Below are 24,547 nucleotides of genomic sequence, written 5' to 3' on the forward strand. Positions count from 1 at the left end.
ACCGTGTCACGGTTTGCTCAGGTCCACCAACGGCGTGTTTCGCACCTCGGTTTTGCGTTCGCCCTGGATCTCATCGATGCGTTTGAGCGCCTTGTCCACGGCGCCCTTGTCCGCCAGCAGGCTGTAGTGGATCTGGAAGTGCTTCTGCTCTTTCGGCGCAATGGTCGGCACCAGGCCCAGTGGCCGCTGGTAATGGCGGTTATAGGAGAAACTGGTGCCCGGCTCCAGCCCGGTCACGTAACCCTGGCCTTGGGTATCGGTGTTTTTCCACAGGGAGAACACCGGAAGCGTTGCGGTGTTGAAGCCCACCGACACGCCGAGACTACCAGCCTTGTTGTGCAGCACGGTGAGGGTTTCACCCTTGGCGTCGGCGTAGGGCACGACGTTATAGACGGTTTCGTCGTAATCCTTGGTGGGCGCCCGGTAGGTTTGCCAGTCGGTCAGATCGCCCTTGGCCTTGTCATTGAATGGCGAGACCTGCTTGACCGGCGCAACGAAGCGCGCGCCCTGCTCCAGGAACGGCGTGCTGAAGTTGCTGTGATAGAGCGCCTGGTATTCCTTCGGGTAGTCGCCGTTGTTGGTCAACGTATCGTTGAGGGCAAACGTCACGCTGCCAGGTTCGGTGACCAGCTCGGTCTGTACCGAGAAATCGACCTTCTTGAAAGCCTGCTCTTTCAATTCGCCCCTCAGGGTGATGGCATAAGGCGCTTTTTCATCGATATGCAGGGTGACCTTATTGGCCGGGATATTAGCGGCACGACCGTGCAGCGTCAGCAGTTCGCCATTGTCCATGCCAGGATGCCCCACCCACTCGTAACCACACCGGGTGACCAGTTCATTGAAACCTTCGAGCCATCCCAGACCGCCACGACCGTTGAGTTCGATAAAGGCCGGATTGACCACTTCCTTGACCGGCGAATCCCAACCCATCCGTGCATTTCCGACCGACGCTTGCAGTACATTCATGCCCCGGGTCGGGACGACCGAAAGCTTCATGGTGCCGTTGTCGATGTCGACGATGCTGACGCCTTCCTGACGACCACCGTGCAGGGTGCGCATCGTCACGGTAAAGGGTTTGTCGGTTTTCACGCCAAGCTGCTGGCTGGTGATCTGCCAGGGCTGCGCGGCTTTATCGGTGTCGAGCAAGACATAGTCCCAGGCCATGGCATGGGAGGCAGCGCCCAGGGCGCCGAGAGTGACGAGGAGTTTGAGCGGAGTCATGGACTTGGGCCTTTTATTGGAGTTGTGCGGATTTTATAGACTTGAAGAAACGTTTCAGCAAGCCAAAAAACGGCAATAACCCTAAAAAGCAAACTGGAGGAAGTTATCCGGGGTGGCTGAAATCTTGGCGGTTGAAACCCAAAACCTGTGGGAGCGAGCCTGCTCGCGATTGCGGTAGCTCAGGTTGCACAGATGTCGCCTGTGCCGACGCCATCGCGAGCAGGCTCGCTCCCACATTGGTCTGGGTGAGCCTGCTGGCGGTGGTCATAGGGACTTAGCGGAAGCGATCGACTTCCTGGCGCAAGTCCTGCGCCAGTTTTTCCAGTTCCTTGGCAGTGACCGCCAGGTTCGAGACCACTTCGCGCTGTTCACTGTTGGCCATGGCGATACTTTGCAGGTTGCTGCTGAGCAAGGTCGCCGTGCTGCTCTGTTCCTGAGTGGCGGTAGTGATCGCCGCGAACTGCTGGCCGGCCGAACGGCTTTGCTCGTCAATGCGTGCCAGGGCCGCAGCCACGTTGGCGTTGCGCGACAGGCCTTCCTGCATCAACAGGTTGCCCTGTTCCATCGTGCTGATGGCGTTGCCGGTTTCCTGCTGGATGCTGGTGATCATGCTGGAAATCTCGTCAGTGGCCTGACGGGTACGGGAGGCCAGGCTACGGACCTCATCCGCCACCACGGCGAAACCACGCCCTTGCTCGCCTGCACGGGCGGCTTCGATGGCGGCGTTCAGGGCAAGCAGATTGGTCTGCTCGGCGATGGAGGTGATCACGCCGACGATCCCGCCGATTTCCTGGGAACGCTGGCCCAAGGTGTTGATGACCGTGGCGGTGCTGTTCAACGCGCCAGCAATCTGTTCCAGGGATGAAGACGCTTCATCCATCGATGTCCGACCGATCCGCGTCTGCTGGGCGTTTTCCTGGGCCAGGCGCTCGGTATTGCCCATGTTATCGGCAATGTTCAACGAGGTAGCGCTGAACTCTTCAACCGCGCCGGCCATGCTGGTGATTTCGCCGGACTGCTGCTCCATCCCCTCATACGCACCGCTGGACAACCCCGACAGGGCCTGGGCACGGCTGTTGACCTCCTGAGAGGCCTTGCGAATGTGCTCGACCATGGTCGACAGCGCTTGACTCATCTGGTTGAAAGCACGGGACAGTTGGCCGATTTCATCATGGCTCGACACGTTCAGGCGCACGCTCAGGTCGCCGGCGCCCAGCGCTTCGGCCTGACGCACCAGATCGCCCAGCGGTGCCAGCTTGCTGCGCAGCAGCCACATCGCCGCACCGACCGCCAATAGCATTGCCAATAGGCTGCCAATGGCCAACTGCATACCGACGCTCCAGGTCACCTCGCGGATCTCGGCCTTCGGCATGCTTGCCACCACCGCCCACGGCCCACCTTCGAACGGTACGGCGACGCTGTAGAAATCTTCGGCTGTGTCGCTCCAGAACACGCCTTTGCCCGGTTCTTTCACCAGGCCAACGACGGTGCTGACAGCGGCATCAAGGGCCTGGACCCCGGCCGGCGGTACCAGCCATTTGTTTTGCTCATCCAGCAGGGCCAGCGAGCCGGTCTTGCCGATACGGAAACGCTTGAGGTTTTCGAACTGCGCATTTTGTGCATCGGTGTAATCAAAACCGACATACAGCGCAGCGATGATCTTGCCGCTGCTGTCCTGCACCGGACTGTACTGGGTCATGTAGTAACGGCCAAAGAGCAAGACGCGGCCAATATAGCTCTGCCCACTGGTCAAGCGGGCGTAAGCCGGGCTGGCATGGTCAAGCACGGTACCAATGGCTCGCGAACCGTCCTGCTTGGCCACCGAAGTACTGACGCGGATGAAGTCGTCACCACTGCGCACGAACACCGTGGCGGTCCCGGCGGTCATCTGCTTGAACTCGTCAACTTCCTTGAAGTTATTGTTCAGCACTTCGCTGCCCAGGCTCAGGCTCGGCGTCTGCACGCCTGCCACCGTAACCGGTTGGTCCGGGTGCACTTGCAGGCCCGCGCTGAAACGCTTTTCGAACAGGCCGGCCAAGCGCTGCGTGCTTTCGCGCAAGGTGCCATGGAAGGTATTGAGCTGATCGGCCATCAGGCGCGCTTCGCTGGCCAGATGCTCTTCACGCGTGGCGAGGTTGGCGGTGTCCAGCGAACGCAAGGCGAAGACGGTACTGCCGGAGATCACGATCGCCAGTATCACGGCAAGGGCAAGGCCTAGCTGTGAGGCGATCCGGGCACGGGGTTGAGACATGACGGCTCCTGGCCGAGACACCGGATCATCCTGATCACGTCGCACGCTCGGCATCTAATTCCAAGGTAGGGTAAATGTTTGCCCTTTCTGAACGAGGGTTCCATGTTCACGGGTTCGGCAGCAAAGCCAAATACTTGAGCGGTTTAGAGGGAATACATCAAGCTGCCATCAGCTGTACTGCAACGTTTCAGCCAAGACGCTCTACTGCGGGCAGTTGCATGGCTTTGACCTCGCCCTGCAGGAAGTCACTGAGCCGACGCAAACGTTCACCCCCCGGACGGGTTTTCGGCCAGACCAGATAATAGTGCTCGCCGCTGGCGACGGCGGTCGGCCACGGCAGGCTCAGGCGCCCTTGGGCCACGTCCTCGGCCACCATCAACAGATCGCCCATGGAAACACCGTAACCGCGTGCCGCCGCAATCATGCCCAGCTCCAGCGTATCGAACACCTGCCCGCCCTTGAGCGAGACCTTGTCAGACAAGCCCATGCGCTCCAGCCAACTGCGCCAGTCGCGACGGTCCGGTGTGGGATGGAGCAGTTCGGCGTTGGCCAGCCGCTGTACATCCCACGGTTGATCGTTCAACAGATTCGGTGCGCCCACCGGGATCAGTTCCTCGGGGAACAGGAAACTGGCTTCCCAATCCGCTGGAAAATGTCCGTTGCCCAGCAACACCGCACAGTCGAAAGGTTCGGTGTTGAAGTCCACCGAATCGACGTCCATCCAGGCGCTGGTCAGCTGCACCTCATTGCCCGGCTGCAAATGCCGGAAGCGACTCAGGCGCGCCAGCAGCCAACGCATGGTCAGGGTCGAGGGAGCCTTCATGCGCAGGATACCGTCCTCACCAGACAGCGTATGGCAGGCCCGCTCCAGCGCCATGAACCCATCGCGTATGCCCGGCAGCAACAGCCGTGCGGCTTCAGTCAATTGCAAGTTGCGACCGTTGCGCTGGAACAGCCGGCAGGCGAAATGCTCCTCGAGCGTGCGGATGTGGCGGCTCACCGCACTCTGGGTAATCGACAGCTCTTCCGCGGCCCGGGTGAACGAGCTGTATCGCGCCGCTGCTTCGAATGCCCGCAGCGCATAAAGAGGTGGAAGACGACGCGACATCGGTGAACGCTCCAGTAACGGGGTTGACGCACCCTAGCAGAAAGAGCCGATACATGAGTTTTAATCATGCCTGCCATCGTTTTTATCCTTTTGTGCAAAGCGCCGCAAGCGCCGAGAATCGACGGTTTACAGCCTTGCCTGAACATGGAGCGTGATGATCATGCAGCATCCTGTGCGTACCGAACTCCGGGCCATCCTGCGGCTGGCGGGGCCGTTGATTGCCTCGCAGTTGGCGCACATGTTGATGGTCCTGACCGACACCTTGATGATGGCGCGCCTGAGTCCCGAAGCCCTGGCCGGCGGCGGGCTGGGGGGCGGCGAGTTACTCGTTCGTGTCGATTTTCTGCATCGGTGTGATCGCGGCAGTGGGCACGCTGGTGGCGATCCGTCACGGCGCTGGCGACATCGAGGGGGCCACCCGACTGACCCAGGCCGGGTTGTGGCTGGCCTGGCTGATGGCACTGGCCGCCGGGTTACTGCTATGGAACCTCAAGCCGGTGCTGCTGATGTTCGGCCAGACCGAAACCAACGTGCTGTCCGCCGGACAGTTCCTGCTGGTATTACCGTTTGCCCTGCCCGGTTATCTGAGCTTCATGGCCCTGCGCGGCTTCACCAGCGCCATCGGCCGGGCCACACCGGTCATGGTGATCAGCCTCTGCGGCACGGTAGCCAATTTCCTGCTCAATTACGCGCTCATCACCGGTATGTTCGGGCTGCCGAAACTGGGCCTGATGGGCATCGGCCTGGTCACGGCCATCGTTGCCAGCTGCATGGCCCTGGCGCTGGCCTGGCATATTCATCGGCATCCGGCCTACCGCGCGTATCCGCTACTTGAGGGGCTGTTCCGGCCGAATCACCAGTACCTCAAGGAGCTGTGGCGTCTGGGCCTGCCGATTGGCGGTACCTATGCCGTGGAAGTCGGGCTGTTCGCGTTCGCCGCGCTGTGCATGGGCACCATGGGCAGCACGCCGTTGGCAGCCCACCAGATTGCCCTGCAGATCGTATCAGTGGCGTTCATGGTTCCGGCAGGGATGTCGTACGCCATCACCATGCGCATCGGCCAGCACTACGGTGCTGGACAACTGCTGATGGCCCGACTGTCCGGACGGGTCGGCATTGGCTTCGGCGCTGCGGTGATGCTGGCCTTCGCCATGGTGTTCTGGCTATTGCCGAATCAGTTGATCGGTTTGTTCCTGGACCACAACGACCCGGCGTTCCGTCCGGTGATCGATCTGGCGGTGAGCCTGCTGGCCGTGGCAGCGTGGTTCGAACTGTTCGACGGTACGCAGACCATCGCCATGGGCTGCATCCGCGGGCTCAAGGACGCCAAGACCACGTTCCTGGTGGGCCTGGGTTGTTATTGGCTGATTGGTGCGCCGGCGGCCTGGTGGATGGCGTTCCACCTGAACTGGGGACCGACCGGCGTCTGGTGGGGACTGGCCCTGGGGCTGGCCTGCGCGGCGGTGAGCCTGACGCTGGCATTCGAAGGGAAGATGAAGCGGATGATCAGCAGTGGGTCGGGGTCGCAGAGTTTTGCGGCTATCCAGGTCGAATAGCACCCGTTGTGGGAGCGGGCTTGCTCGCGAATGCGGTGCATCAGTCAGGGATACTTTGATGGATACACCGCATTCGCGAGCAAGCCCGCTCCCACAGGGTATTGTGTCAGGCCGTGACTTCCGTCGACTTGTTGTCGAACGTCAGGTATTCCACCAACTCAGACAACGGCAACGGTTTGCTGATCAGGAAGCCCTGCACCTGATCGCAGCCGAAGCCACGCAACAGATCCAGTTGCTCACGGGTTTCCACACCCTCGGCCACCACCTCCAGGTTGAGATTGTGGGCCAGGTTGATCATCGCGTGCACCAGTTTGCGGTTCTCTTCGCGTTGCTCCATGCCACCGACAAAGCTCTTGTCGATCTTGAGCAGGGCGATGGGGAGGCTGTTGAGGTGCACGAACGAGGAAAAGCCGGTGCCGAAGTCGTCCAGGGAGAAGCGTACTCCCAGGCGGCCGAGGGCATCCATGGTCTGCTTGACCAGTTCGCTGCGGCGCATGACCGCGGTTTCGGTGAGTTCGAATTCCAGCCACTGGGCTTCGACGCCTCGCTCGGCGATCAGCCGGCTCAATGTCGGCAGCAACTGGCTGTCCTGGAACTGCCGGAACGACAGGTTGACCGCCATGTGCAACGGCGCCAGCCCGCGCTCGCGCAAAGCCTGCATATCCCGCAAAGCGCGGGAGATCACCCAGTAGCCCAGCGGGACGATCAGGCCGCTCTGCTCCGCCAGCGGCACGAACTCACTCGGTGGCAGCAGCCCGCGTTCGCCGTGACGCCAGCGCACCAGAGCTTCGAGACCCACGATGTGGCCGCCTTCGAGGTCCAGCCGGGGCTGGTAGTGAAGCTCCAGCTCGTCACGACGCAGTGCCCGGCGCAGTTCGCTTTCCAGGTCGGCGAGGCTGCGGGCGTTGCGGTTGATGCGCTCGTTGAAGACATGGAAGGTGCAGCCCTGGGTGCTCTTGGCCTGTTGCATGGCGATGTGGGCATGCCACATCAGCGGATCGGCACCCGCCTGGGCCCGGGCGTGGGCGATGCCCAGGCTGCAGCCGATCAGCAGACTTTCGCCGTCCACCCAGTAGGGTTCGGCCATGGCTTGGGTGATGCGCTCGGCCATCCATTCGGCCCGCCGAGGTGCCCGGCGGGTATCGATCAGCAAGGCGAACTCGTCGCTGCCCAGCCGCGCCAGTTGATCGCCGGCTTCAAGCGCTCCCTTGAGACGCGAAACCACCTGCAGGATCAAGCGATCGCCGGCCTGATGCCCGAGGGCGTCGTTGGCGTGACGGAAGTTGTCCAGGTCCAGGTGACCGAGCGCCAGGCCACGGCCTTCGCTTTCAGCCAGGCGCGCCGCCAGCAGGGTCTGGAACCCCTGGCGGTTCGCGATGCCGGTCAATGGATCCTGTTCGGCGAGACGCTGCAAGGTGCTTTCCAGTACGCCGCGCTCACGCACATGACGCAGGCAACGGCGCAGGGTCGCGGTATCGAGCAGGTCACGCACCAGCCAGTCGCTGGCGCCATCGGGTAGCGTCGCGGGCTCGTGTTCCAGCAGCAGGATAGTCGGCAGAGGACAACGGCCGGGAGCCGGTTGCAAGGCTGCGACCGTCAACAGCACCGCGTTGCGATTGTCTTCGAACAGGCTACAGAGCGACTCCCAGGTCGGGGCAATGATCAACACGACCGAGCCCGCCATGGGCGCCAGGCACTCGCGTAATATCGCTGACCACTCAGGCTCTTCGGCCAATAACAGCAAACGCAAGGGTTCGACAGGCGTGGACAAGCTGACTCCGTAGACTCTGCAAGAGGTATGCGCTGGGCATTATGACCTGCCGACCGACAATGACCAGTGCCAATAGTTCTCAAAAACAGGCTTCTGGCGATTTTTTTCCATTCCAGCCCGAACATCAGCGCCAATTCACCTCAAATCCCTGCAGCAGGCCAGCGAAACGGCCTGATGTCGGACAGAGCAGCACAATTCTCCAAGCCTGTTAAAATGCCGGCCCATTTTTCGCAAACGACTCCCTGACCCTGTCATGTCCCGACTCAACCCCCGGCAGCAAGAAGCCGTGAACTATGTCGGCGGCCCTCTTTTGGTGCTCGCCGGTGCAGGCTCCGGCAAGACCAGCGTGATCACCCGCAAGATCGCGCACCTGATTCAGAACTGTGGCATCCGTGCCCAGTACATCGTCGCCATGACTTTTACCAACAAGGCCGCCCGGGAAATGAAAGAACGGGTCGGCGGCCTGCTGCGCGCCGGCGAAGGCCGAGGTCTGACGGTCTGCACCTTTCACAACCTGGGCCTGAACATCATCCGCAAGGAACACGTGCGACTGGGTTACAAGCCGGGCTTTTCGATTTTCGACGAGACCGACGTCAAGGCCCTGATGACCGACATCATGCAGAAGGAGTACGCGGGCGACGACGGCGTCGACGAGATCAAGAACATGATCGGCGCCTGGAAGAACGACCTGGTGCTGCCTGCCGAAGCCCTGGAAAACGCCCGCAATCCCAAGGAACAGACAGCCGCCATCGTCTACACCCATTACCAGCGCACGCTCAAGGCGTTCAATGCGGTGGATTTCGACGACCTGATCCTGCTGCCGGTCAAGCTGTTCCAGGAACACGCCGACATCCTCGAAAAATGGCAGAACAAGGTCCGCTACCTGCTGGTGGACGAATACCAGGACACCAACGCCAGCCAGTACCTGCTGGTGAAACTGCTCATTGGCAAGCGCAACCAGTTCACCGTGGTGGGCGACGACGACCAGTCGATCTACGCCTGGCGTGGCGCGCGTCCGGAAAACCTGATGCTGCTCAAGGAAGACTATCCGTCGCTCAAAGTGGTGATGCTGGAGCAGAACTACCGCTCCACCAGCCGCATCCTTCGCTGCGCCAACGTACTGATTTCCAACAACCCCCACGAATTCGAAAAGCAGCTGTGGAGTGAAATGGGCCACGGTGACGAGATCCGCGTGATCCGCTGCCGCAACGAAGACGCCGAAGCCGAGCGCGTGGCTATGGAAATCCTCAGCCTGCACCTGCGCACCGACCGGCCGTATAGCGATTTTGCAATCCTCTACCGCGGCAACTACCAGGCCAAGCTGATCGAGTTGAAGTTGCAGCATCACCAGGTTCCCTATCGCCTGTCGGGGGGCAACAGCTTCTTCGGCCGTCAGGAAGTGAAGGACCTGATGGCCTATTTCCGCCTGATCGTGAACCCGGACGACGACAACGCCTTCCTGCGAGTGATCAACGTCCCGCGCCGGGAAATCGGCTCGACCACGCTGGAAAAACTCGGCAACTACGCCACCGAGCGCAAGATCTCGATGTACGCCGCCACCGACGAAATCGGCCTGGGCGAACACCTGGATAGCCGCTTCACCGACCGCCTGGTGCGCTTCAAGCGCTTCATGGACCGGGTCCGCGAGCAGTGCGCCGGGGAAGACCCGATCGCGGCACTGCGCAGCATGGTCATGGACATCGACTATGAGAACTGGCTGCGCACCAACAGCTCCAGCGACAAGGCCGCCGACTACCGCATGGGCAACGTCTGGTTCCTGATCGAAGCCTTGAAGAACACCCTGGAAAAAGACGAAGACGGCGAAATGACCGTCGAAGACGCCATCGGCAAGCTCGTGCTGCGGGACATGCTCGAGCGCCAACAGGAAGAGGAAGACGGTGCCGAAGGCGTGCAGATGATGACGCTGCACGCGTCCAAGGGCCTGGAATTCCCCTACGTGTTCATCATGGGCATGGAAGAAGAAATCCTGCCGCACCGCTCCAGCATCGAGGCCGACACCATCGAAGAGGAACGGCGCCTGGCCTACGTGGGCATCACCCGGGCCCGCCAGACACTGGCCTTCACCTTCGCCGCCAAGCGCAAGCAATACGGTGAAGTGATCGACTGCGCGCCGAGCCGCTTTCTCGATGAGCTGCCGCCGGACGACCTGGCCTGGGAAGGCAACGACGACACTCCGACCGAAGTAAAAGCCGTTCGCGGCAACAGCGCCTTGGCCGATATACGAGCGATGCTAAAGCGCTAGAATCGACTACTTTTCCCGCCTTCAGAGCCCTTGAGGCGTTATCAGAGGAGGCTTCATGGAAGCCCTGCACCAGAAAATCCGTGAGCAAGGCATCGTTCTTTCCGACCAGGTCCTGAAAGTCGACGCGTTCCTGAACCACCAGATCGACCCGCAACTGATGAAACAGATCGGCGATGAATTCGCCGCACTGTTCAAGGACTCGGGCATCACCAAGATCGTCACCATCGAAGCCTCGGGTATCGCCCCGGCCATCATGACCGGCCTGAACCTTGGCGTGCCGGTGATTTTCGCCCGCAAACAACAGTCCCTGACCCTGACGGAAAACCTGCTGTCGGCGACTGTGTATTCGTTCACCAAAAAGACCGAGAGCACCGTGGCCATCAGCCCTCGTCACCTGACCAGCAGCGACCGGGTGCTGATCATCGATGACTTCCTGGCCAACGGCAAAGCCTCCCAGGCGCTGATTTCCATCATCAAACAGGCCGGCGCCACCGTGGCCGGGTTGGGGATCGTGATCGAGAAGTCGTTCCAGGGTGGCCGCGCGGAACTGGATGCCCAGGGCTATCGTGTCGAGTCCCTGGCGCGGGTGAAATCCCTGGCCGGTGGGGTCGTAACCTTCATCGACTGACCGCATTTTCCTGTGGGAGCGGGCTTGCTCGCGAATGCGCCGTGTCAGACAAAGTCATTTCAACTGACACACCGCATTCGCGAGCAAGCCCGCTCCCACAATGAATGTGCTCGTCGTTACAGCGCAGTAGCCTTCAGCCCGGCGAGCAACAAGCGCTGGAACAGATCCTCCTTCAGCCCCTCCGTGCTCGCCAGTTGCATCCGCTCCAGATGCTCGGGGTACAACGAGGGCTCCGGGGCATCCAGCGCCGCCTTGCCCAACTCGAGCATTTCGGTGAGCTTGAACTTGCTCTTGAGCCAGTTCAGCGCCCGCAACAGGTCCCGCTCCACCCCGTCGAAATCAGCGCCCAGCGGATACTCCGGGAACAGATTCGGATGCCGCGCCTGGATCGCCTGCAAGCGCTCCGATGTGTTGTCGGCAAACCGTGGATCGAGGCGGAAATCCTTCGGTAGTTTTCCGGCATTCTGCGCCTGCTCGATCAGCCCCGGTTGGAAGCGTGAATCGCTGATGTTCAGCAACGCCTCGATCACCGCGGCATCGGTCTTGCCCCGCAGATCAGCGATGCCGTACTCAGTCACCACGATGTCCCTCAGGTGCCGGGGAATCGTGCAATGGCCATACTCCCAGACAATGTTCGAATTGATCTCGCCCCCGGACTCCCGCCAACTGCGCAGCAGCAAAATGGAACGCGCGCCTTCCAGCGCATGCCCCTGGGCGACGAAGTTGTACTGCCCGCCCACGCCGCTGAGCACCCGCCCGTCTTCCAGTTGATCGGCCACCCCGGCGCCCAGCAGGGTCATGGTGAACACGGTATTGATGAAGCGCGCATCGAGACGCTGTAAGCGCTTGAGACGCTCCTGGCCATACAACTCGTTGATGTAGCTGATGCGGGTCATGTTGAATTCGAGCCGGCGGCTCTGCGGCAACTCATGCAAGCGCTGGTAGAAACTGCGCGGGCCGAGAAAGAAGCCGCCATGGACGCAGACGCCGTCGGGCTGGGCCGCCTCGTCGAGCGTACCCGCATTGGCCTGCTCCTGGGTCGGCTCATCGGGGTAGACCTTGCGCCGGATGATCCCGGCCTCCGCCAGCACCAGCAAACCGCTGACGAACATCTCACTGCAACCGTACAACCCCTTGGCAAACGGCTCGACCCCACCCTCACGCTCGATCAGTTGTGCCCACTGGCTGAGGTTCAGGTCCGCCAGCAACGCCCGATACCCGGTGTTATCCGCCTGACGCGCCAGCAGCGCTGCTGTCAGCGCATCGCCCATGGAGCCAATGCCGATCTGCAGCGTGCCACCGTCACGCACCAGGCTGCTTGCGTGCAGGCCGATGAAATGGTCCTGGAACCCCACTGGCATGTTCGGCGTGGAGAACAGCGTGTGATTGTCCTTCTCGTCGATCAACAGATCGAAACCATCAATGCCGATTTCCGCATCCCCCGGCATGTAGGGCAGATCGCTATGGACCTGGCCAACCATGAGGATGGTTTCTCCCGCGGCGCGACGCTTTTCGATCATCGGCAGCAGGTCGAGGGTGATGTCGGGGTTGCAACTCAGGCTCAGGCGATCCGGGTGCTGCGGATCGCTCGCCACCAGTTGCGCGATCAGGTTCAAGCCGGCGGCGTTGATGTCCCGGGCAGCGTGGCTGTAGTTGCTGCTGACGTAGTTCTGCTGGGCCGATGCGCTGTGCAGCAGGCTGCCAGGTAGCATGAAGAACTGCTCGACCCGGATGTTGGGTGGCAGGCTGTCGCGCTGCAGGTCGGCCAGGTAATCGAGTTCCGGATAGTCACCGAAAACCCGTTCGATGAAGGGCTCGAGAAAACGCTTCTGCAAACCATCGCCCAGGTTCGGCCGGCCCAGGCTCAAAGCCGTGTAGAGGGTCAGTTGTCGTTCGGGCAGTTGGGCAATGCGCCGGTACAGCGCGTTAGCGAACAGATTGGGTTTGCCCAACCCCAAGGGCATGCCGAGGTGGATATGCGCCGGCAGGCGTTCCAGGACGTCATCCACCGCCTGCTCGATTGAACACAATTGCACCATCCTACCCTCCGAGCCATTCCGTGAATGTGGATTGGACCGAGCTTGCCGGGTCTTGGTTGCGATGAACAGCCCTGGATGATCGTTTTCCGAGGCGCAAAAAAGCCGCTCGTAAGCGGCTCTTTCAACGGATGTTGGCTTTATTTCAGGCCAGACATCTTCTGGATGGCGCCTTTGAGCTCTTCATCCGAGCAATCGGCGCAGGTTCCTTTAGGCGGCATGGAGTTGATACCGGAGATGGCTTTAGCCAGCAGACCGTCAACGCCGCCTTCTTTCTTGGCTCGTTCGCCCCAAGCTGCGCCGTCACCGATTTTCGGAGCGCCCAGCACGCCTGCAGTATGGCAAGCCCCGCAATGTTTAGCGATTACGTCATCCGGCGTCTTCTTGCCCCCACCGCCGGCCGCAACGGCCACTTCCATGCCCTTGCATTCTTCACCCTGAACACACACCTTCCCCACAGGCTCAAGACGCTCGGCAACGGCATCGCTGCTTGTTTTACTGATAGGTGGCTCAGCTGCGCGCTCACAGCCTAGAAGGACCAATACAATTGCTGGTACAGCCAGCATTTTCATAATTAGGTTCACGCGTACACCCTCAATGGTGGCTAGTCACGCCTGCGGCCACGGTTTGCAGGCGGGCGCAAGTATAGCGGTAAGCCTGTCACACTGAAACAACCCTAAAGTCACAAGGGTCTTGTTCGTTGTGACCGCCTTCCCCCTGGCCGCCGTTGCCCGTGCGGGCTTGGCGCCTCTTCCTTAGAAATTGGCCGGTGTGGCTGCGCTGATCAGCCGCGCCGGCACATCGAACGGATTACGGAAACGGTGTGGTTTGGTGCTTTCGAAATAGTAGCTGTCCCCGGCCTCCAGCACGAACGTTTCGGCGCCGACGACCAGCTCCAGACGGCCTTCCACCAGAATCCCGGTTTCCTCGCCCTCATGGGTAAGCATCTCGTCACCGGTATCGGCGCCAGGCGGGTAGATTTCATTCAGGAAGGCAATCGCCCGGCTCGGGTGTGCCCTGCCCACCAGCTTCATGGTCACGGCACCGTCGGAGATATCGATCAGTTCGTTGGCTTTGTAGACAATCTGGGTCGGCTTCTCCTGGAGGATTTCTTCGGAGAAAAACTCGACCATGGACATGGGGATGCCGCCAAGGACCTTGCGCAGCGAGCTGATCGAGGGGCTGACGCTGTTTTTCTCGATCATCGAAATGGTGCTGTTGGTGACGCCCGCACGCTTGGCGAGTTCACGCTGGGAAAGGCCTTTGAGTTTACGAATGGCTTGCAGTCGTTCACCGACGTCCAATGCTGGAACCTCCAGGGGATCAGGTTGTGTTGAAAGTGAGCGTTATCATGGCGACAGCGTTCAGTATTTACAACACTTTGACCCGAATCCTGCGCGGTGAAGCGACCTTCGGTTGATCCTGCGCTGCGTCAGCCCCCGAAATAGAGCCGTGGAACCCGCCGCAGGTTGCAGAAAATCTGATAGGGAATGGTGCCGGCAGCCTTCGCCACATCGCTGGCGAGCACATGCTTACCCCATAATTCCACGGTCGAACCAAGTCCGGCATGGGGGATATTCGTCAGGTCGACACACAGCATGTCCATCGACACACGTCCGACCAATTGGCTGCGCTGGCCGTCCACCAGCACCGGAGTGCCGCTCGGCGCCTGGCGCGGGTAGCCGTCGGCATAGCCCATGGCGACCACCCCGACCCGGGTCGTGTGCGTGGTCACGTAATGGGCGCCATACCCCACCGGCTCGCCGGCCGGCAGTTCGCGCACGCAAATGATCTTCGATTCCAGAGTCATCACCGGCTGCAGGCGCGAGGCGGTGGCGTTGGCTTCATCGAAAGGCGTCGCGCCATACAACATGATGCCCGGACGGACCCAGTCGCTTGGCATCTGCGGCCAGCCCAATACCGCCGGGGAGTTGCGCAGGCTGGTCTCGGCCGTCAATCCCTGGCAGGCGGCTTCAAACACTTCCAACTGCCGGGTGCTGGAGGGGTCGTGCAATTCATCGGCGCGAGCAAAGTGGCTCATCAGCACGACTTTCGCGACTTTGCCGCTGGCCAGTAGTCGACCATAGGCGGCCTGATAGTCCTGTGGATGCAGGCCAACCCGGTGCATTCCCGAATCCAGCTTGAGCCAGACCGTGATCGGCTTGCTCAGCGCCGCTTTTTCAATCGCTTCGAGCTGCCACAACGAATGCACGACGCACCAGAAATCGTGCTCGACAATCAACGACAGCTCATCGGCTTCGAAAAACCCTTCCAGCAACAACACCGGCGCACGAACTCCGCCGGCCCGCAGTTCCAGGGCCTCTTCGATGCAAGCCACCGCAAACCCGTCCGCGGTGTCCTGCAAAGCCTCGGCGCAACGTACCGCACCATGCCCGTAGGCATCGGCCTTGATCACTGCAAGGGCCTTGGCCCCCGTGACGTCGCGAGCCAGTTGGTAATTGTGGCGCAGAGCTTGAAGATCGATAAGGGCGCGGGCAGGACGCATGACGGCAGGCTTCTAGGCAGACATGAAAAAACCGGCGCCGGCTGATGGCGTGAACCACCAACAGCGCCGGGAGAGGGATCGTTTCGACAGCTTTAAGGCAGCGCGGCCACAACTGACAGCTCCACCAGGATTTCCGGCTCGCACAGCTTGGCTTCGACCGTGGCTCGGGCCGGTGCCACCCCATTGGGCAACCATTTGTCCCAGACAGCGTTCATGCCCGCAAAGTTGGCCTCGATGTCCTTCAAGTAGATCGTGACCGACAGCAACCGGCTCTTATCGGTCCCGGCCAGGTCCAGTAAACGCTCTATATTGGCCAGAGTCTCGCGGGTCTGCTGCTCGATACCGGCGCTCATGTCGTCGCCGACTTGCCCGGCCAGGTAAACGGTGCCGTTGTGCACGACCACTTGGCTCATGCGGTCATTGGTGAGCTGGCGCTGGATTGCCATGTTTTGCAGACTCCTGAAATTTGCTGCTGCCATAACGGGAAATATCGAGACCTTCGGCACTGATCTGCGGCTTTTTCTTCGCCATCAGGTCCGCCAGCAAGCGACCGGAGCCACAGGCCATGGTCCAGCCGAGGGTGCCGTGGCCGGTGTTCAGGAACAGATTCTTGAACGGGGTAGCGCCAACGATCGGCGTGCCATCCGGCGTGGTCGGACGCAAACCGGTCCAGAAACTGGCCTGGGCCAGATCGCCGCCCTGAGGATAAAGGTCGTTGACGATCATCTCCAGGGTTTCACGGCGACGAGGATTGAGCGACAGGTCAAAACCGGCGATTTCCGCCATACCGCCCACACGGATACGGTTATCGAAGCGGGTGATCGCGACCTTGTAGGTTTCGTCGAGAATGGTCGAAGTCGGCGCCATCGCCGGGTTGGTGATCGGCACGGTCAGGGAATAACCCTTGAGCGGATACACCGGAGCACGGATACCCAGGGGCTTGAGCAGTTGCGGCGAATAGCTGCCCAGGGCCAGGACATAGCGGTCGGCGGTTTCCAGTTTGCCATCGATCCAGACGCCATTGATGCGGTCACCGGCCTGGTCCAGGCGCTGGATATCCTGGCCGAAGCGGAACTCGACACCCAGCTTCACGGCCATTTCCGCCAAGCGCGTGGTAAACATCTGGCAGTCGCCGGTCTGGTCGTTGGGCAGACGCAAGGCGCCGGCCAGGATGTCGGTGACGTTCGCCAGGGCCGGCTCGACCCGTGCAATGCCTTCGCGGTCGAGCACTTCGAACGGCACACCGGACTCCTTCAGCACGGCGATGTCCTTGGCCGCGCCATCGAGCTGTGCCTGGGTGCGGAACAATTGTGTAGTTCCCAGGCTACGGCCTTCGTAGGCAATGCCGGTTTCGGCGCGCAGCTCGTCGAGGCAATCGCGGCTGTACTCGGACAGGCGCACCATGCGCTCCTTGTTGATGGCATAACGGCTGGCGGTGCAGTTGCGCAGCATCTGTGCCATCCACAGGTACTGGTCGATATCGGCGGTCGCCTTGATGGCCAGCGGTGCGTGGCGCTGCAACAGCCATTTGATGGCCTTGAGCGGCACGCCTGGCGCGGCCCAAGGCGAGGCATAGCCCGGCGACACCTGGCCGGCGTTGGCGAAACTGGTTTCCATGGCAGGCGCCGGCTGACGGTCGACTACCACCACTTCGAACCCGGCCCGCGCCAGGTAGTAAGCACTGACGGTACCGATGACGCCGCTACCCAAGACCAGAACACGCATGTTGTCGCCCTCATCGCGGGAGAACCGCTGACGTTTGTTGTACAGAACCGTAATGAGCGCAGTGTAAAAAAGAATAGGCAGTGCTTTTCACTATATAAATGCCTATATTTGGCGAGAATTCTCGGCAAAAACCCTTTTCACGGAGGCGCATCCCCTGTGCGTACCAATACCCAGACCAAGCGCGAGCTGGACAAAATCGACCGCAACATCCTGCGTATCCTCCAGGCGGACGGTCGGATCTCCTTCACCGAGCTGGGAGAAAAGGTCGGTCTCTCCACAACGCCCTGCACCGAGCGGGTACGGCGCCTGGAGCGCGAAGGGATCATCATGGGCTACAACGCCCGGCTCAACCCGCAGCACCTGAAGGGCAGCCTGCTGGTGTTCGTCGAGATCAGCCTCGATTACAAATCCGGCGACACCTTTGAAGAGTTCCGACGTGCCGTGCTGAAACTGCCTCATGTGTTGGAATGCCATCTGGTGTCGGGGGATTTCGACTACCTGGTGAAGGCGCGGATTTCCGAGATGGCCTCGTACCGCAAACTGCTGGGCGACATCCTGCTCAAACTGCCCCATGTGCGGGAGTCCAAGAGCTATATCGTGATGGAAGAGGTTAAAGAGAGCCTGAACCTGCCGATCCCCGATTGAGTCCAGCACTAGAAGGCGCGCGTCCGGGACCGCTTTCGCGAGCAAGCCCGCTCCCACAATGGTCTTGCGGCGAACCCATTTCTTGGGAACGGTAGAGATTCCATGTGGGAGCGGGCTTGCTCGCGAAAGCCGCGACGCGGTCTCCCGATGATCAGACCAACACCTGCCGATTGGCAGCCATGTAATCATGGATCTGCTTCTCGACCCGGGGATGGATCAGCTCCACCGGCCGCCGCCCATTGGGGCACGGCAGCGTCGCCGTGGTACCGAACAACCGGCAGATCAGCGGCCGCTCGTCATACACGGTGCAACCGTTCGGCCCCAGGTGCACGCAATCGAGTGCTTCCAGGGCGGCGTCCTGTTCGGCGCGGGTCTTGCGCGGCAGGCGGGCCATTTCCTCGGGTGAGGTGGTCACCGGCCCGCAGCAGTCGTGGCAACCGGGCACGCACTCGAATGAAGGAATCTGCTGGCGCAGCGTGCGGACTTTTTGACTGTTGCAACTCATCGAGGCGGTTACCTGATCGGGACTGGTCCGGATTCTGCCCTAAAAGCCGTGTACCAGACAGCGCCAGCCGACCACTGTTGCCGACGGAGGAATCCGCGGCTTATGCTCCGTAAAATTTCTCAAACACAATAATCAGGATTACGCACATGAACGCCCGTGTTCAGCAACCGGTCCCGAGCCACGCGCACGCCGCTTCTTACTACGCCGCCAGCAGCCTGCCGCAACCGGACCATCCGTTGCTGCAAGGCGAGCTGTTGGCGGATGTCTGCGTGGTCGGTGGCGGGTTCTCGGGGCTGAACACGGCCATCGAACTGGCCGAGCGCGGCATGAGCGTCGTGTTGCTGGAAGCACACAAGATCGGCTGGGGGGCCAGTGGGCGTAACGGCGGCCAGTTGATCCGCGGTGTCGGCCATGGCCTGGATCAGTTCGCTCCGGTGATCGGTACCGAGGGCGTCCGCCAGATGAAACTCATGGGCCTTGAGGCAGTGGAAATCGTCCGGCAGCGCGTCGAGCGTTTTCAGATCGCTTGCGCTCTCACCTGGGGGTACTGCGACCTCGCCAACAAACCCGCCGACCTGGAAGGCTTCGCCGAGGACGCCGAGGAACTGCGCAGCCTGGGCTATCGTCACCCGACCCGGCTGCTGCAAGCCCATGAGATGCACAGCGTGGTCGGCTCGGACCGCTATGTCGGTGGCCTGATCGACATGGGCTCCGGGCATTTGCACCCGCTGAACCTGGCCTTGGGCGAAGCCGACGCCGCGCAGCGGCTGGGGGTCAGGTTGTTCGAGCAATCGGCGGTGACCCGGATCGATTACGGCCCTGAAGTGCAGGTGCATACCGAGCATGGCTCGGTTCGCGCCAAGACCCTGGTGCTCGGTTGCAATGCCTACCTCAACGGCCTCAACAAGGAATTGAGCGGCAAGGTACTGCCCGCTGGCAGCTACATCATCGCCACTGAGCCTTTGAGCCAGGCTCAGGCCCAGGCGTTGTTGCCACAGAACATGGCGGTCTGTGACCAGAGGGTGGCGCTGGATTACTACCGGCTTTCGGCGGATCGCCGCTTGCTGTTCGGCGGCGCCTGCCATTATTCGGGCCGCGACCCGCAGGACATTGCCGCTTATATGCGTCCGAAAATGCTCAAGGTCTTCCCGCAGTTGGCACACGTGAAGATCGACTATCAATGGGGCGGGATGATCGGCATCGGCGCCAACCGCCTACCGCAGATCGGCCGACTCAAAGACCAGCCCAACGTGTACTTCGCCCAAGCCTATTCCGGCCATGGCGTGAACGCCACGCACCTGGCCGGCAAGCTGCTGGCCGAAGCCATCAGTGGACAGCAAGGCGGCGGGTTCGATCTGTTCGCCCAGGTCCCGCACATCACCTTCCCCGGCGGCAAGCACCTGCGCTCACCGCTGCTGGCGTTGGGGATGTTATGGCACAGGTTGAAAGAGTTGGTTTGATCCAATGACACATAGGTGAGCCTAATGTTGTTTTTGTGGCGAGGGGATTTATCCCCTCGCCACGGATCAGCTACGCCAGAAAGGCTTTAAGCCCTCCTCCCGCGCCTGCTGCCGACTCATCCCGATATCACGCAACTGTTCGGGTGTCAGCTCGAGCAAGACTCGGCGTGTATGCAGGCGATGCCAGAACAAGTCCCAGCGGCTCAGGCAGGCTGGGGCAGTTCGAAAGCTTGCGCCGCGAAGTCCCTTTTCCTGTCCTGCCTCCAGTTCCTGACTGTGTAGCGTCAGCCGCACATCGCTCAAGCCGTTCATTTTCGTCGCTCCTGTTTACTTGGGTAGCCAGAGGTTTCATGATGCGCGGACGGCCAGAATCGATACAGATTCAACATCTGTATTTTATTTGCATACAGATAAGGCCTTTTTGCCACTGAATGCTGTTTTTACCGGCCAACTGTATTGGTTACCTGTTGCCCACCTATCGAGAGCGCGCCATGACCCTCTACGTGAACCTCGCCGAATTGCTTGGCACCCGCATCGAACAGGGTTTCTATCGCCCCGGCGACCGGCTGCCGTCGGTGCGGGCTTTGAGTACGGAACATGGCGTCAGCCTGAGTACGGTGCAGCAGGCCTATCGCGTGCTGGAGGACAACGGACTGGCAATGCCGAAACCCAAGTCCGGCTATTTCGTCCCGATCAGCCGCGAACTGCCGGACTTGCCAGCGATAGGCCGTCCGGCCCAGCGTCCCGTGGACATTTCACAGTGGGACCAGGTGCTGGAACTGATTCGCGCCGTGCCACGCAAAGAAGTGGTGCAACTGGGGCGCGGCATGCCGGACATCCATTCGCCGACCATGAAGCCGCTGCTGCGCAGCCTGGCGCAGATCAGCCGTCGGCAAGACATGCCCGGCCTGTATTACGACAACATCTACGGCAACCTTGCGTTACGCGAACAGATTGCCCGCCTGTTGCTGGATTCAGGCTGTCAGTTGGGGGCCAACGACCTGATTGTCACCACCGGCTGCCACGAAGCGCTGTCGATCAGCATTCGCGCCACCTGCGAACCAGGCGATATCGTCGCGGTGGATTCGCCCAGCTTCCACGGCGCCATGCAAACCCTCAAGGGCCTGGGCATGAAGGCCATGGAGATCCCCACCGACCCGCTTACCGGCATCAGCCTGGAGGCATTGGAACTGGCGCTGGAGCAATGGCCGATCAAGGCCATACAGTTGACGCCCAGCTGTAACAACCCGCTGGGCTACATCATGCCGGAAGCGAACAAACGCGCGTTGTTGACCCTGGCGCAGCGCTTCGACGTGGCGATCATCGAAGACGATGTGTATGGGGATCTGGCCTACACCTACCCACGGCCCCGCACGATCAAGTCCTTCGACGAGGATGGCCGCGTCCTGCTTTGCAGCTCCTTTTCCAAGACCCTGGCGCCGGGTCTGCGAGTGGGCTGGGTCGCACCCGGGCGATATCTGGAACGGGTGCTGCACATGAAATACATCAGCACCGGCTCCACCGCGCCGCAGCCGCAGATCGCTATCGCCGAGTTTCTCAAGAACGGGCATTTCGAACCTCATTTGCGCCGGATGCGCACGCAATACCAGCGTAATCGCGACGTGATGATCGACTGGGTCAGCCGCTACTTTCCATCAGGCACCCGCGCCAGTCGTCCCCGGGGCAGCTTCATGCTGTGGGTCGAATTGCCCGAAGGTTTCGATACCCTGAAGCTCAACCGGGTCTTGCATGACAAAGGTGTGCAGGTTGCGGTCGGCAGCATTTTTTCGGCATCGGGCAAGTACCGCAATTGCCTGCGAATGAACTACGCTGCCAAGCCAACGGCACAGATCGAGGAGGCTGTGCGCAAGGTAGGGACCGCCGCCATCGCGCTGTTGAACGAAACCCAAGGCGACGGCGTCTGAATTCTACTCAGGGAAGCAGCACCCGACAGTCAATCAACGCCAACAAGCGGAACGATCCTACGTGAGATCCAAACCGATCCTGCCTACGCTACTGCTTGTCGCCTCCCTGTCGGGAGGCTGTGCCAGCGTTGATATCACCCGCGAGCCCTCCCAGGCACTGCCTGCCTCCGAATCTTCATTCGGACGCTCCGTCCAGACCCAGGCCGCACCCCACGAAGGACGCTCGGGGTTTCGTCTGCTCTCCAACAGCACCGATGCCTTTACCGCCCGGGCCGAGCTGATTCGCAACGCGCAAAGCAGCCTCGACCTGCAGTACTACATCGTTCACGACGGCATCAGCACCCGGATGCTGGTGGACGAGGTGCTCAAGGCCGCCGACCGGGGCGTGCGTGTGCGGATCCTGCTGGACGACACCACCAGCGATGGCCAGGAGCAAATCATTTCGACCCTCGGCGCTCACCCGCGGATCCAGATCCGCCTGTTCAACCCGTTGCACCTGGGGCGCGCCACCGGCGTGACCCGCAGCCTCGGCCGTTTGTTCAACCTTTCGCTGCAACATCGGCGGATGCACAACAAGCTTTGGCTGGCGGACAACAGCATGGCCATCGTCGGCGGGCGCAACCTGGGGGATGAATACTTCGATGCCGAGCCTCACCTGAACTTCACGGATATCGACCTGCTCGGCGTCGGTCCGGTGGCTGAACAGTTGGGGCACAGTTTCGATCAGTACTGGAACAGCGCCCTGAGCAAGCCCATCGAACAATTCCTGTCCCATCGGCCCACCGCCAAGGACCTGGCCAACAGCCGCCTGCGCCTGCAAGAGTCCCTGGAACAGACGCAAAAGGAGAATCACGCGCTGTACCAGCAGTTGGCCGCCTACCGGACCCAGCCGCGGCTGGATATCTGGCGCAACGAGTTGGTCTGGGCCTGGAACCAGGCGCTGTGGGATGCGCCCAGCAAAGTCCTGGCCAAGGACGAGCCCGATCCGCACCTGCTGTTGACCACGCAACTGAGCCCTGAACTGGCGGGGGTCAGCAAGGAACTGATCATGATCTCGGCTTATTTCGTGCCGGGACAGCCTGGGTTGGTGTACCTGACCAGCCGCGCCGATGCCGGCGTGTCGGTCAGCCTGCTGACCAACTCCCTGGAGGCCACCGACGTGCCGGCGGTGCACGGCGGTTACGCGCCCTATCGCAAGGCGCTGCTGCAGCATGGCGTGCGGCTGTTCGAGTTGCGGCGCCAACCCGGGGATACGGGTGGCAGCAGCCCTCACCTGTTCTACAGCAAGTCCTACGGCGAATCGGACTCGAGCCTGCACAGCAAGGCGATCATTTTTGACCAGCAGAAATCATTCATCGGCTCATTCAATTTCGACCCACGCTCAGTGCTGTGGAACACCGAGGTTGGCGTGTTGGTGGACAGCCCTGAACTCGCCGGCCAGGTCCGTGACCTGGCCTTGCAGGGCATGGCACCGGCCCTGAGTTACCAGGCGCGACTGAAAGATGGAAAACTCGTCTGGACCACCGAAGACAACGGCAAACTCCACGACCTGGATCGTGAACCCGGTAGCTGGTGGCGCCGGTTCAATGCCTGGTTTGCGACAACGGTGGGGTTGGAGCGGATGCTGTAGGCGCTCCCCCTCGCCACAAAAAGCTCCCTCGCCCCAGGGTTTTCAGGCGGGTTGCGTAGCCCCGAACGCCCCCTGACGCAACAACAGAATCACCAGACCGAACGCCCCCGCCGCCATGAACAACGGCAACGCATGTCCGCTGATCCATTGGCTGCCCGCTCCCGCCACCAAAGGGCCTACCAGGCAACCGATCCCCCATAGCTGGGCAATATGGGCATTGGCTCGCACCAGCGCATCGTCGCGGTAACGCTCACCGATCAGGATCAACGACAAGGTGAACAAACCACCCGCGCTGGCACCGAACAGCACCCACAGCGGCCAGATCAGTAAGGTATCGATCAACAACGGCACCGCCAGGCTGGATAAGGTCAGCGCCACCGCGCAGCCCGTGAGCAAGGCTCGCCGAGACACATGATCGGCCAAGGCGCCAATGGGCAGTTGCAACAATGCATCACCGACCACCACGGTGCTGACCATTGCCAGCGCGACATCGGCACTGAACCCCTGGCGCAGGCAATACACCGGCAGCAACGTCAGGATCATCGCCTCGAAAGCCGCGAATAACGACACCGCCCATGCGATCGCCGGCAGCCCCCGGCAAAAAGCCCACAAATCGCCAAAAGTGACGCTACCGGCTTCACTGGAGGGCGCACCGCTGCGACCGAGCAACAGCAACGGTGCCACCAGCAGCAGGCCGACGCCCACCCAGAATCCGTAGTCGTGCACGGTACCCAGCGCGCCGAGCAACAGCGGACCGGACAGCTGGCTGAGGGCATAACTGGCGCCATACAGCGCCACCAGCCGGCCACGCCATTGTTCAACCACCAGTTGATTGATCCAGCTCTCACCGAGAATGAACACCAGGGTCAGGACCACCCCGATCACCAGCCGCAGCACCAGCCAGACCAGGTAACTGGGCAACAACGCCAGCAATCCGATGGACACCGCTCCGCCCCACAGGCACAGGCGCATCAGGTTTGCCGTCCCAAACCGCGCCGCCAGACGACTCGATACCTTGGCCCCGAGCAACACCCCAACGGCGGGCATGGCCGCCATCACGCCAATGGCGAACGAACCATAACCCCAGCCCTCCAGGCGCAGCGACACCAGCGGCATGCTGACCCCCAGGGCAAGGCCGACGCTCAGGACAGAGGCCAACACGGCGAAATAAGTCGCCCAACGCATTTCCATGCTCCTGTGGGTATTTACATTTCAAGTCCTACGCAAAGCAAATGTGGGAGCGGGCTTGCTCGCGAAGGCTGGGTCAGTCAACTCAGTCGTTGAATGTGAAACCGCTTTCGCGAGCAAGCCCGCTCC

Annotated in this window: 19 protein-coding genes and 2 pseudogenes; 7 read left to right on the plus strand and 14 right to left on the minus strand. The window is 61.2% G+C overall.

Annotated elements, in window-relative coordinates:
- Window positions 1-6: 6 nt before the first annotated feature.
- From FBY02_RS10290 to FBY02_RS10300, 4 genes and pseudogenes are all read right to left on the minus strand, one after another.
- Window positions 7-1,221 (minus strand): aldose 1-epimerase family protein, encoded by a 1,215-nt coding sequence (locus FBY02_RS10290; protein WP_144926845.1) that lies wholly within the window; start codon window positions 1,219-1,221, stop codon window positions 7-9.
- 274 nt (window positions 1,222-1,495) lie between these two features.
- Window positions 1,496-2,356 (minus strand): methyl-accepting chemotaxis protein, encoded by an 861-nt coding sequence (locus FBY02_RS28730; protein WP_371921411.1) that lies wholly within the window; start codon window positions 2,354-2,356, stop codon window positions 1,496-1,498.
- A 42-nt stretch (window positions 2,357-2,398) separates the two neighbouring features.
- Window positions 2,399-3,526: pseudogene (locus tag FBY02_RS28735) on the minus strand (Cache 3/Cache 2 fusion domain-containing protein); the annotation flags it as partial.
- 133 nt (window positions 3,527-3,659) lie between these two features.
- Window positions 3,660-4,580, minus strand: a complete 921-nt coding sequence (locus tag FBY02_RS10300; protein WP_144926851.1) for a LysR substrate-binding domain-containing protein — start codon at window positions 4,578-4,580, stop codon at window positions 3,660-3,662.
- Between the two features lie 154 nt (window positions 4,581-4,734).
- On the opposite strand from FBY02_RS10300, the pseudogene FBY02_RS10305 reads away from it, so the two are divergent.
- Window positions 4,735-6,136 (plus strand): annotated as a pseudogene (locus FBY02_RS10305) (NorM family multidrug efflux MATE transporter).
- 106 nt (window positions 6,137-6,242) lie between these two features.
- Here FBY02_RS10305 and FBY02_RS10310 read toward each other — a convergent pair.
- Window positions 6,243-7,907 (minus strand): bifunctional diguanylate cyclase/phosphodiesterase, encoded by a 1,665-nt coding sequence (locus FBY02_RS10310; RefSeq protein ID WP_144926854.1) that lies wholly within the window; start codon window positions 7,905-7,907, stop codon window positions 6,243-6,245.
- Between the two features lie 253 nt (window positions 7,908-8,160).
- On the opposite strand from FBY02_RS10310, the gene rep reads away from it, so the two are divergent.
- Together rep and FBY02_RS10320 are read left to right on the plus strand one after the other, a co-directional pair.
- A complete protein-coding gene (gene rep / locus FBY02_RS10315) occupies window positions 8,161-10,170 on the plus strand; it encodes a DNA helicase Rep (RefSeq protein WP_144926857.1) in 2,010 nt (669 codons plus the stop codon).
- A 55-nt stretch (window positions 10,171-10,225) separates the two neighbouring features.
- Window positions 10,226-10,798, plus strand: coding sequence for a xanthine phosphoribosyltransferase (locus FBY02_RS10320; protein ID WP_041023330.1), 573 nt, complete (start codon window positions 10,226-10,228; stop codon window positions 10,796-10,798).
- Between the two features lie 116 nt (window positions 10,799-10,914).
- Here FBY02_RS10320 and FBY02_RS10325 read toward each other — a convergent pair whose 3' ends face one another.
- The 6 genes from FBY02_RS10325 to dadA all read right to left on the minus strand — a co-directional run bounded on the left by FBY02_RS10325 (window position 10,915) and on the right by dadA (window position 17,065).
- Complete coding sequence (locus FBY02_RS10325) at window positions 10,915-12,837, minus strand: acetyl-CoA hydrolase/transferase C-terminal domain-containing protein (protein WP_144926860.1); 1,923 nt, start codon at window positions 12,835-12,837, stop codon at window positions 10,915-10,917.
- 137 nt (window positions 12,838-12,974) lie between these two features.
- Entirely contained in the window at window positions 12,975-13,418 is a 444-nt protein-coding gene (locus FBY02_RS10330) for a cytochrome c5 family protein (RefSeq protein ID WP_144926862.1), read from the minus strand.
- Window positions 13,419-13,589: 171 nt separating this feature from the next.
- Window positions 13,590-14,138 (minus strand): cupin domain-containing protein, encoded by a 549-nt coding sequence (locus FBY02_RS10335; protein ID WP_024780576.1) that lies wholly within the window; start codon window positions 14,136-14,138, stop codon window positions 13,590-13,592.
- Window positions 14,139-14,266: 128 nt separating this feature from the next.
- Entirely contained in the window at window positions 14,267-15,340 is a 1,074-nt protein-coding gene (gene alr, locus FBY02_RS10340) for an alanine racemase (RefSeq protein WP_144926865.1), read from the minus strand.
- A gap of 92 nt (window positions 15,341-15,432) precedes the next feature.
- A complete protein-coding gene (locus FBY02_RS10345) occupies window positions 15,433-15,786 on the minus strand; it encodes a RidA family protein (protein WP_144926868.1) in 354 nt (117 codons plus the stop codon).
- A complete protein-coding gene (gene dadA / locus FBY02_RS10350) occupies window positions 15,758-17,065 on the minus strand; it encodes a D-amino acid dehydrogenase (RefSeq protein WP_144926871.1) in 1,308 nt (435 codons plus the stop codon). The genes FBY02_RS10345 and dadA overlap by 29 nt, the downstream gene beginning before the upstream one ends.
- A gap of 156 nt (window positions 17,066-17,221) precedes the next feature.
- Between dadA and FBY02_RS10355 the strand changes: the two genes are divergently transcribed.
- Window positions 17,222-17,710 (plus strand): Lrp/AsnC ligand binding domain-containing protein, encoded by a 489-nt coding sequence (locus FBY02_RS10355; RefSeq protein ID WP_003206849.1) that lies wholly within the window; start codon window positions 17,222-17,224, stop codon window positions 17,708-17,710.
- A gap of 151 nt (window positions 17,711-17,861) precedes the next feature.
- Here the strand turns inward: FBY02_RS10355 and FBY02_RS10360 are convergent, their stop codons facing one another.
- Window positions 17,862-18,215, minus strand: a complete 354-nt coding sequence (locus FBY02_RS10360) for a YkgJ family cysteine cluster protein (protein WP_144926874.1) — start codon at window positions 18,213-18,215, stop codon at window positions 17,862-17,864.
- 146 nt (window positions 18,216-18,361) lie between these two features.
- Between FBY02_RS10360 and FBY02_RS10365 the strand changes: the two genes are divergently transcribed.
- On the plus strand, window positions 18,362-19,675 hold the full coding sequence (locus FBY02_RS10365; protein ID WP_144926877.1) for an FAD-binding oxidoreductase: 1,314 nt from the start codon (window positions 18,362-18,364) through the stop codon (window positions 19,673-19,675).
- Between the two features lie 66 nt (window positions 19,676-19,741).
- Here the strand turns inward: FBY02_RS10365 and FBY02_RS10370 are convergent, their stop codons facing one another.
- Window positions 19,742-19,987 (minus strand): DUF1127 domain-containing protein, encoded by a 246-nt coding sequence (locus FBY02_RS10370; RefSeq protein ID WP_144926880.1) that lies wholly within the window; start codon window positions 19,985-19,987, stop codon window positions 19,742-19,744.
- A gap of 179 nt (window positions 19,988-20,166) precedes the next feature.
- Between FBY02_RS10370 and FBY02_RS10375 the strand changes: the two genes are divergently transcribed.
- Window positions 20,167-21,600 carry a PLP-dependent aminotransferase family protein gene (locus FBY02_RS10375; protein WP_144926883.1) on the plus strand — a complete coding sequence of 478 codons (1,434 nt, stop codon included), beginning with the start codon at window positions 20,167-20,169 and terminating at the stop codon, window positions 21,598-21,600.
- Between the two features lie 61 nt (window positions 21,601-21,661).
- Window positions 21,662-23,230: a phospholipase D family protein gene (locus FBY02_RS10380; RefSeq protein ID WP_144926886.1), complete on the plus strand. Its 1,569-nt coding sequence runs from the start codon at window positions 21,662-21,664 to the stop codon at window positions 23,228-23,230.
- A gap of 42 nt (window positions 23,231-23,272) precedes the next feature.
- On the opposite strand, the gene FBY02_RS10385 is transcribed toward FBY02_RS10380, so the two are convergent.
- Window positions 23,273-24,415, minus strand: a complete 1,143-nt coding sequence (locus FBY02_RS10385) for an MFS transporter (RefSeq protein WP_144926889.1) — start codon at window positions 24,413-24,415, stop codon at window positions 23,273-23,275.
- Window positions 24,416-24,547 lie beyond the last annotated feature (132 nt).

Origin of the sequence: Pseudomonas sp. SJZ078 (genome assembly GCF_007828255.1) — a bacterium.
Classification (GTDB): Bacteria; Pseudomonadota; Gammaproteobacteria; order Pseudomonadales; family Pseudomonadaceae; genus Aquipseudomonas.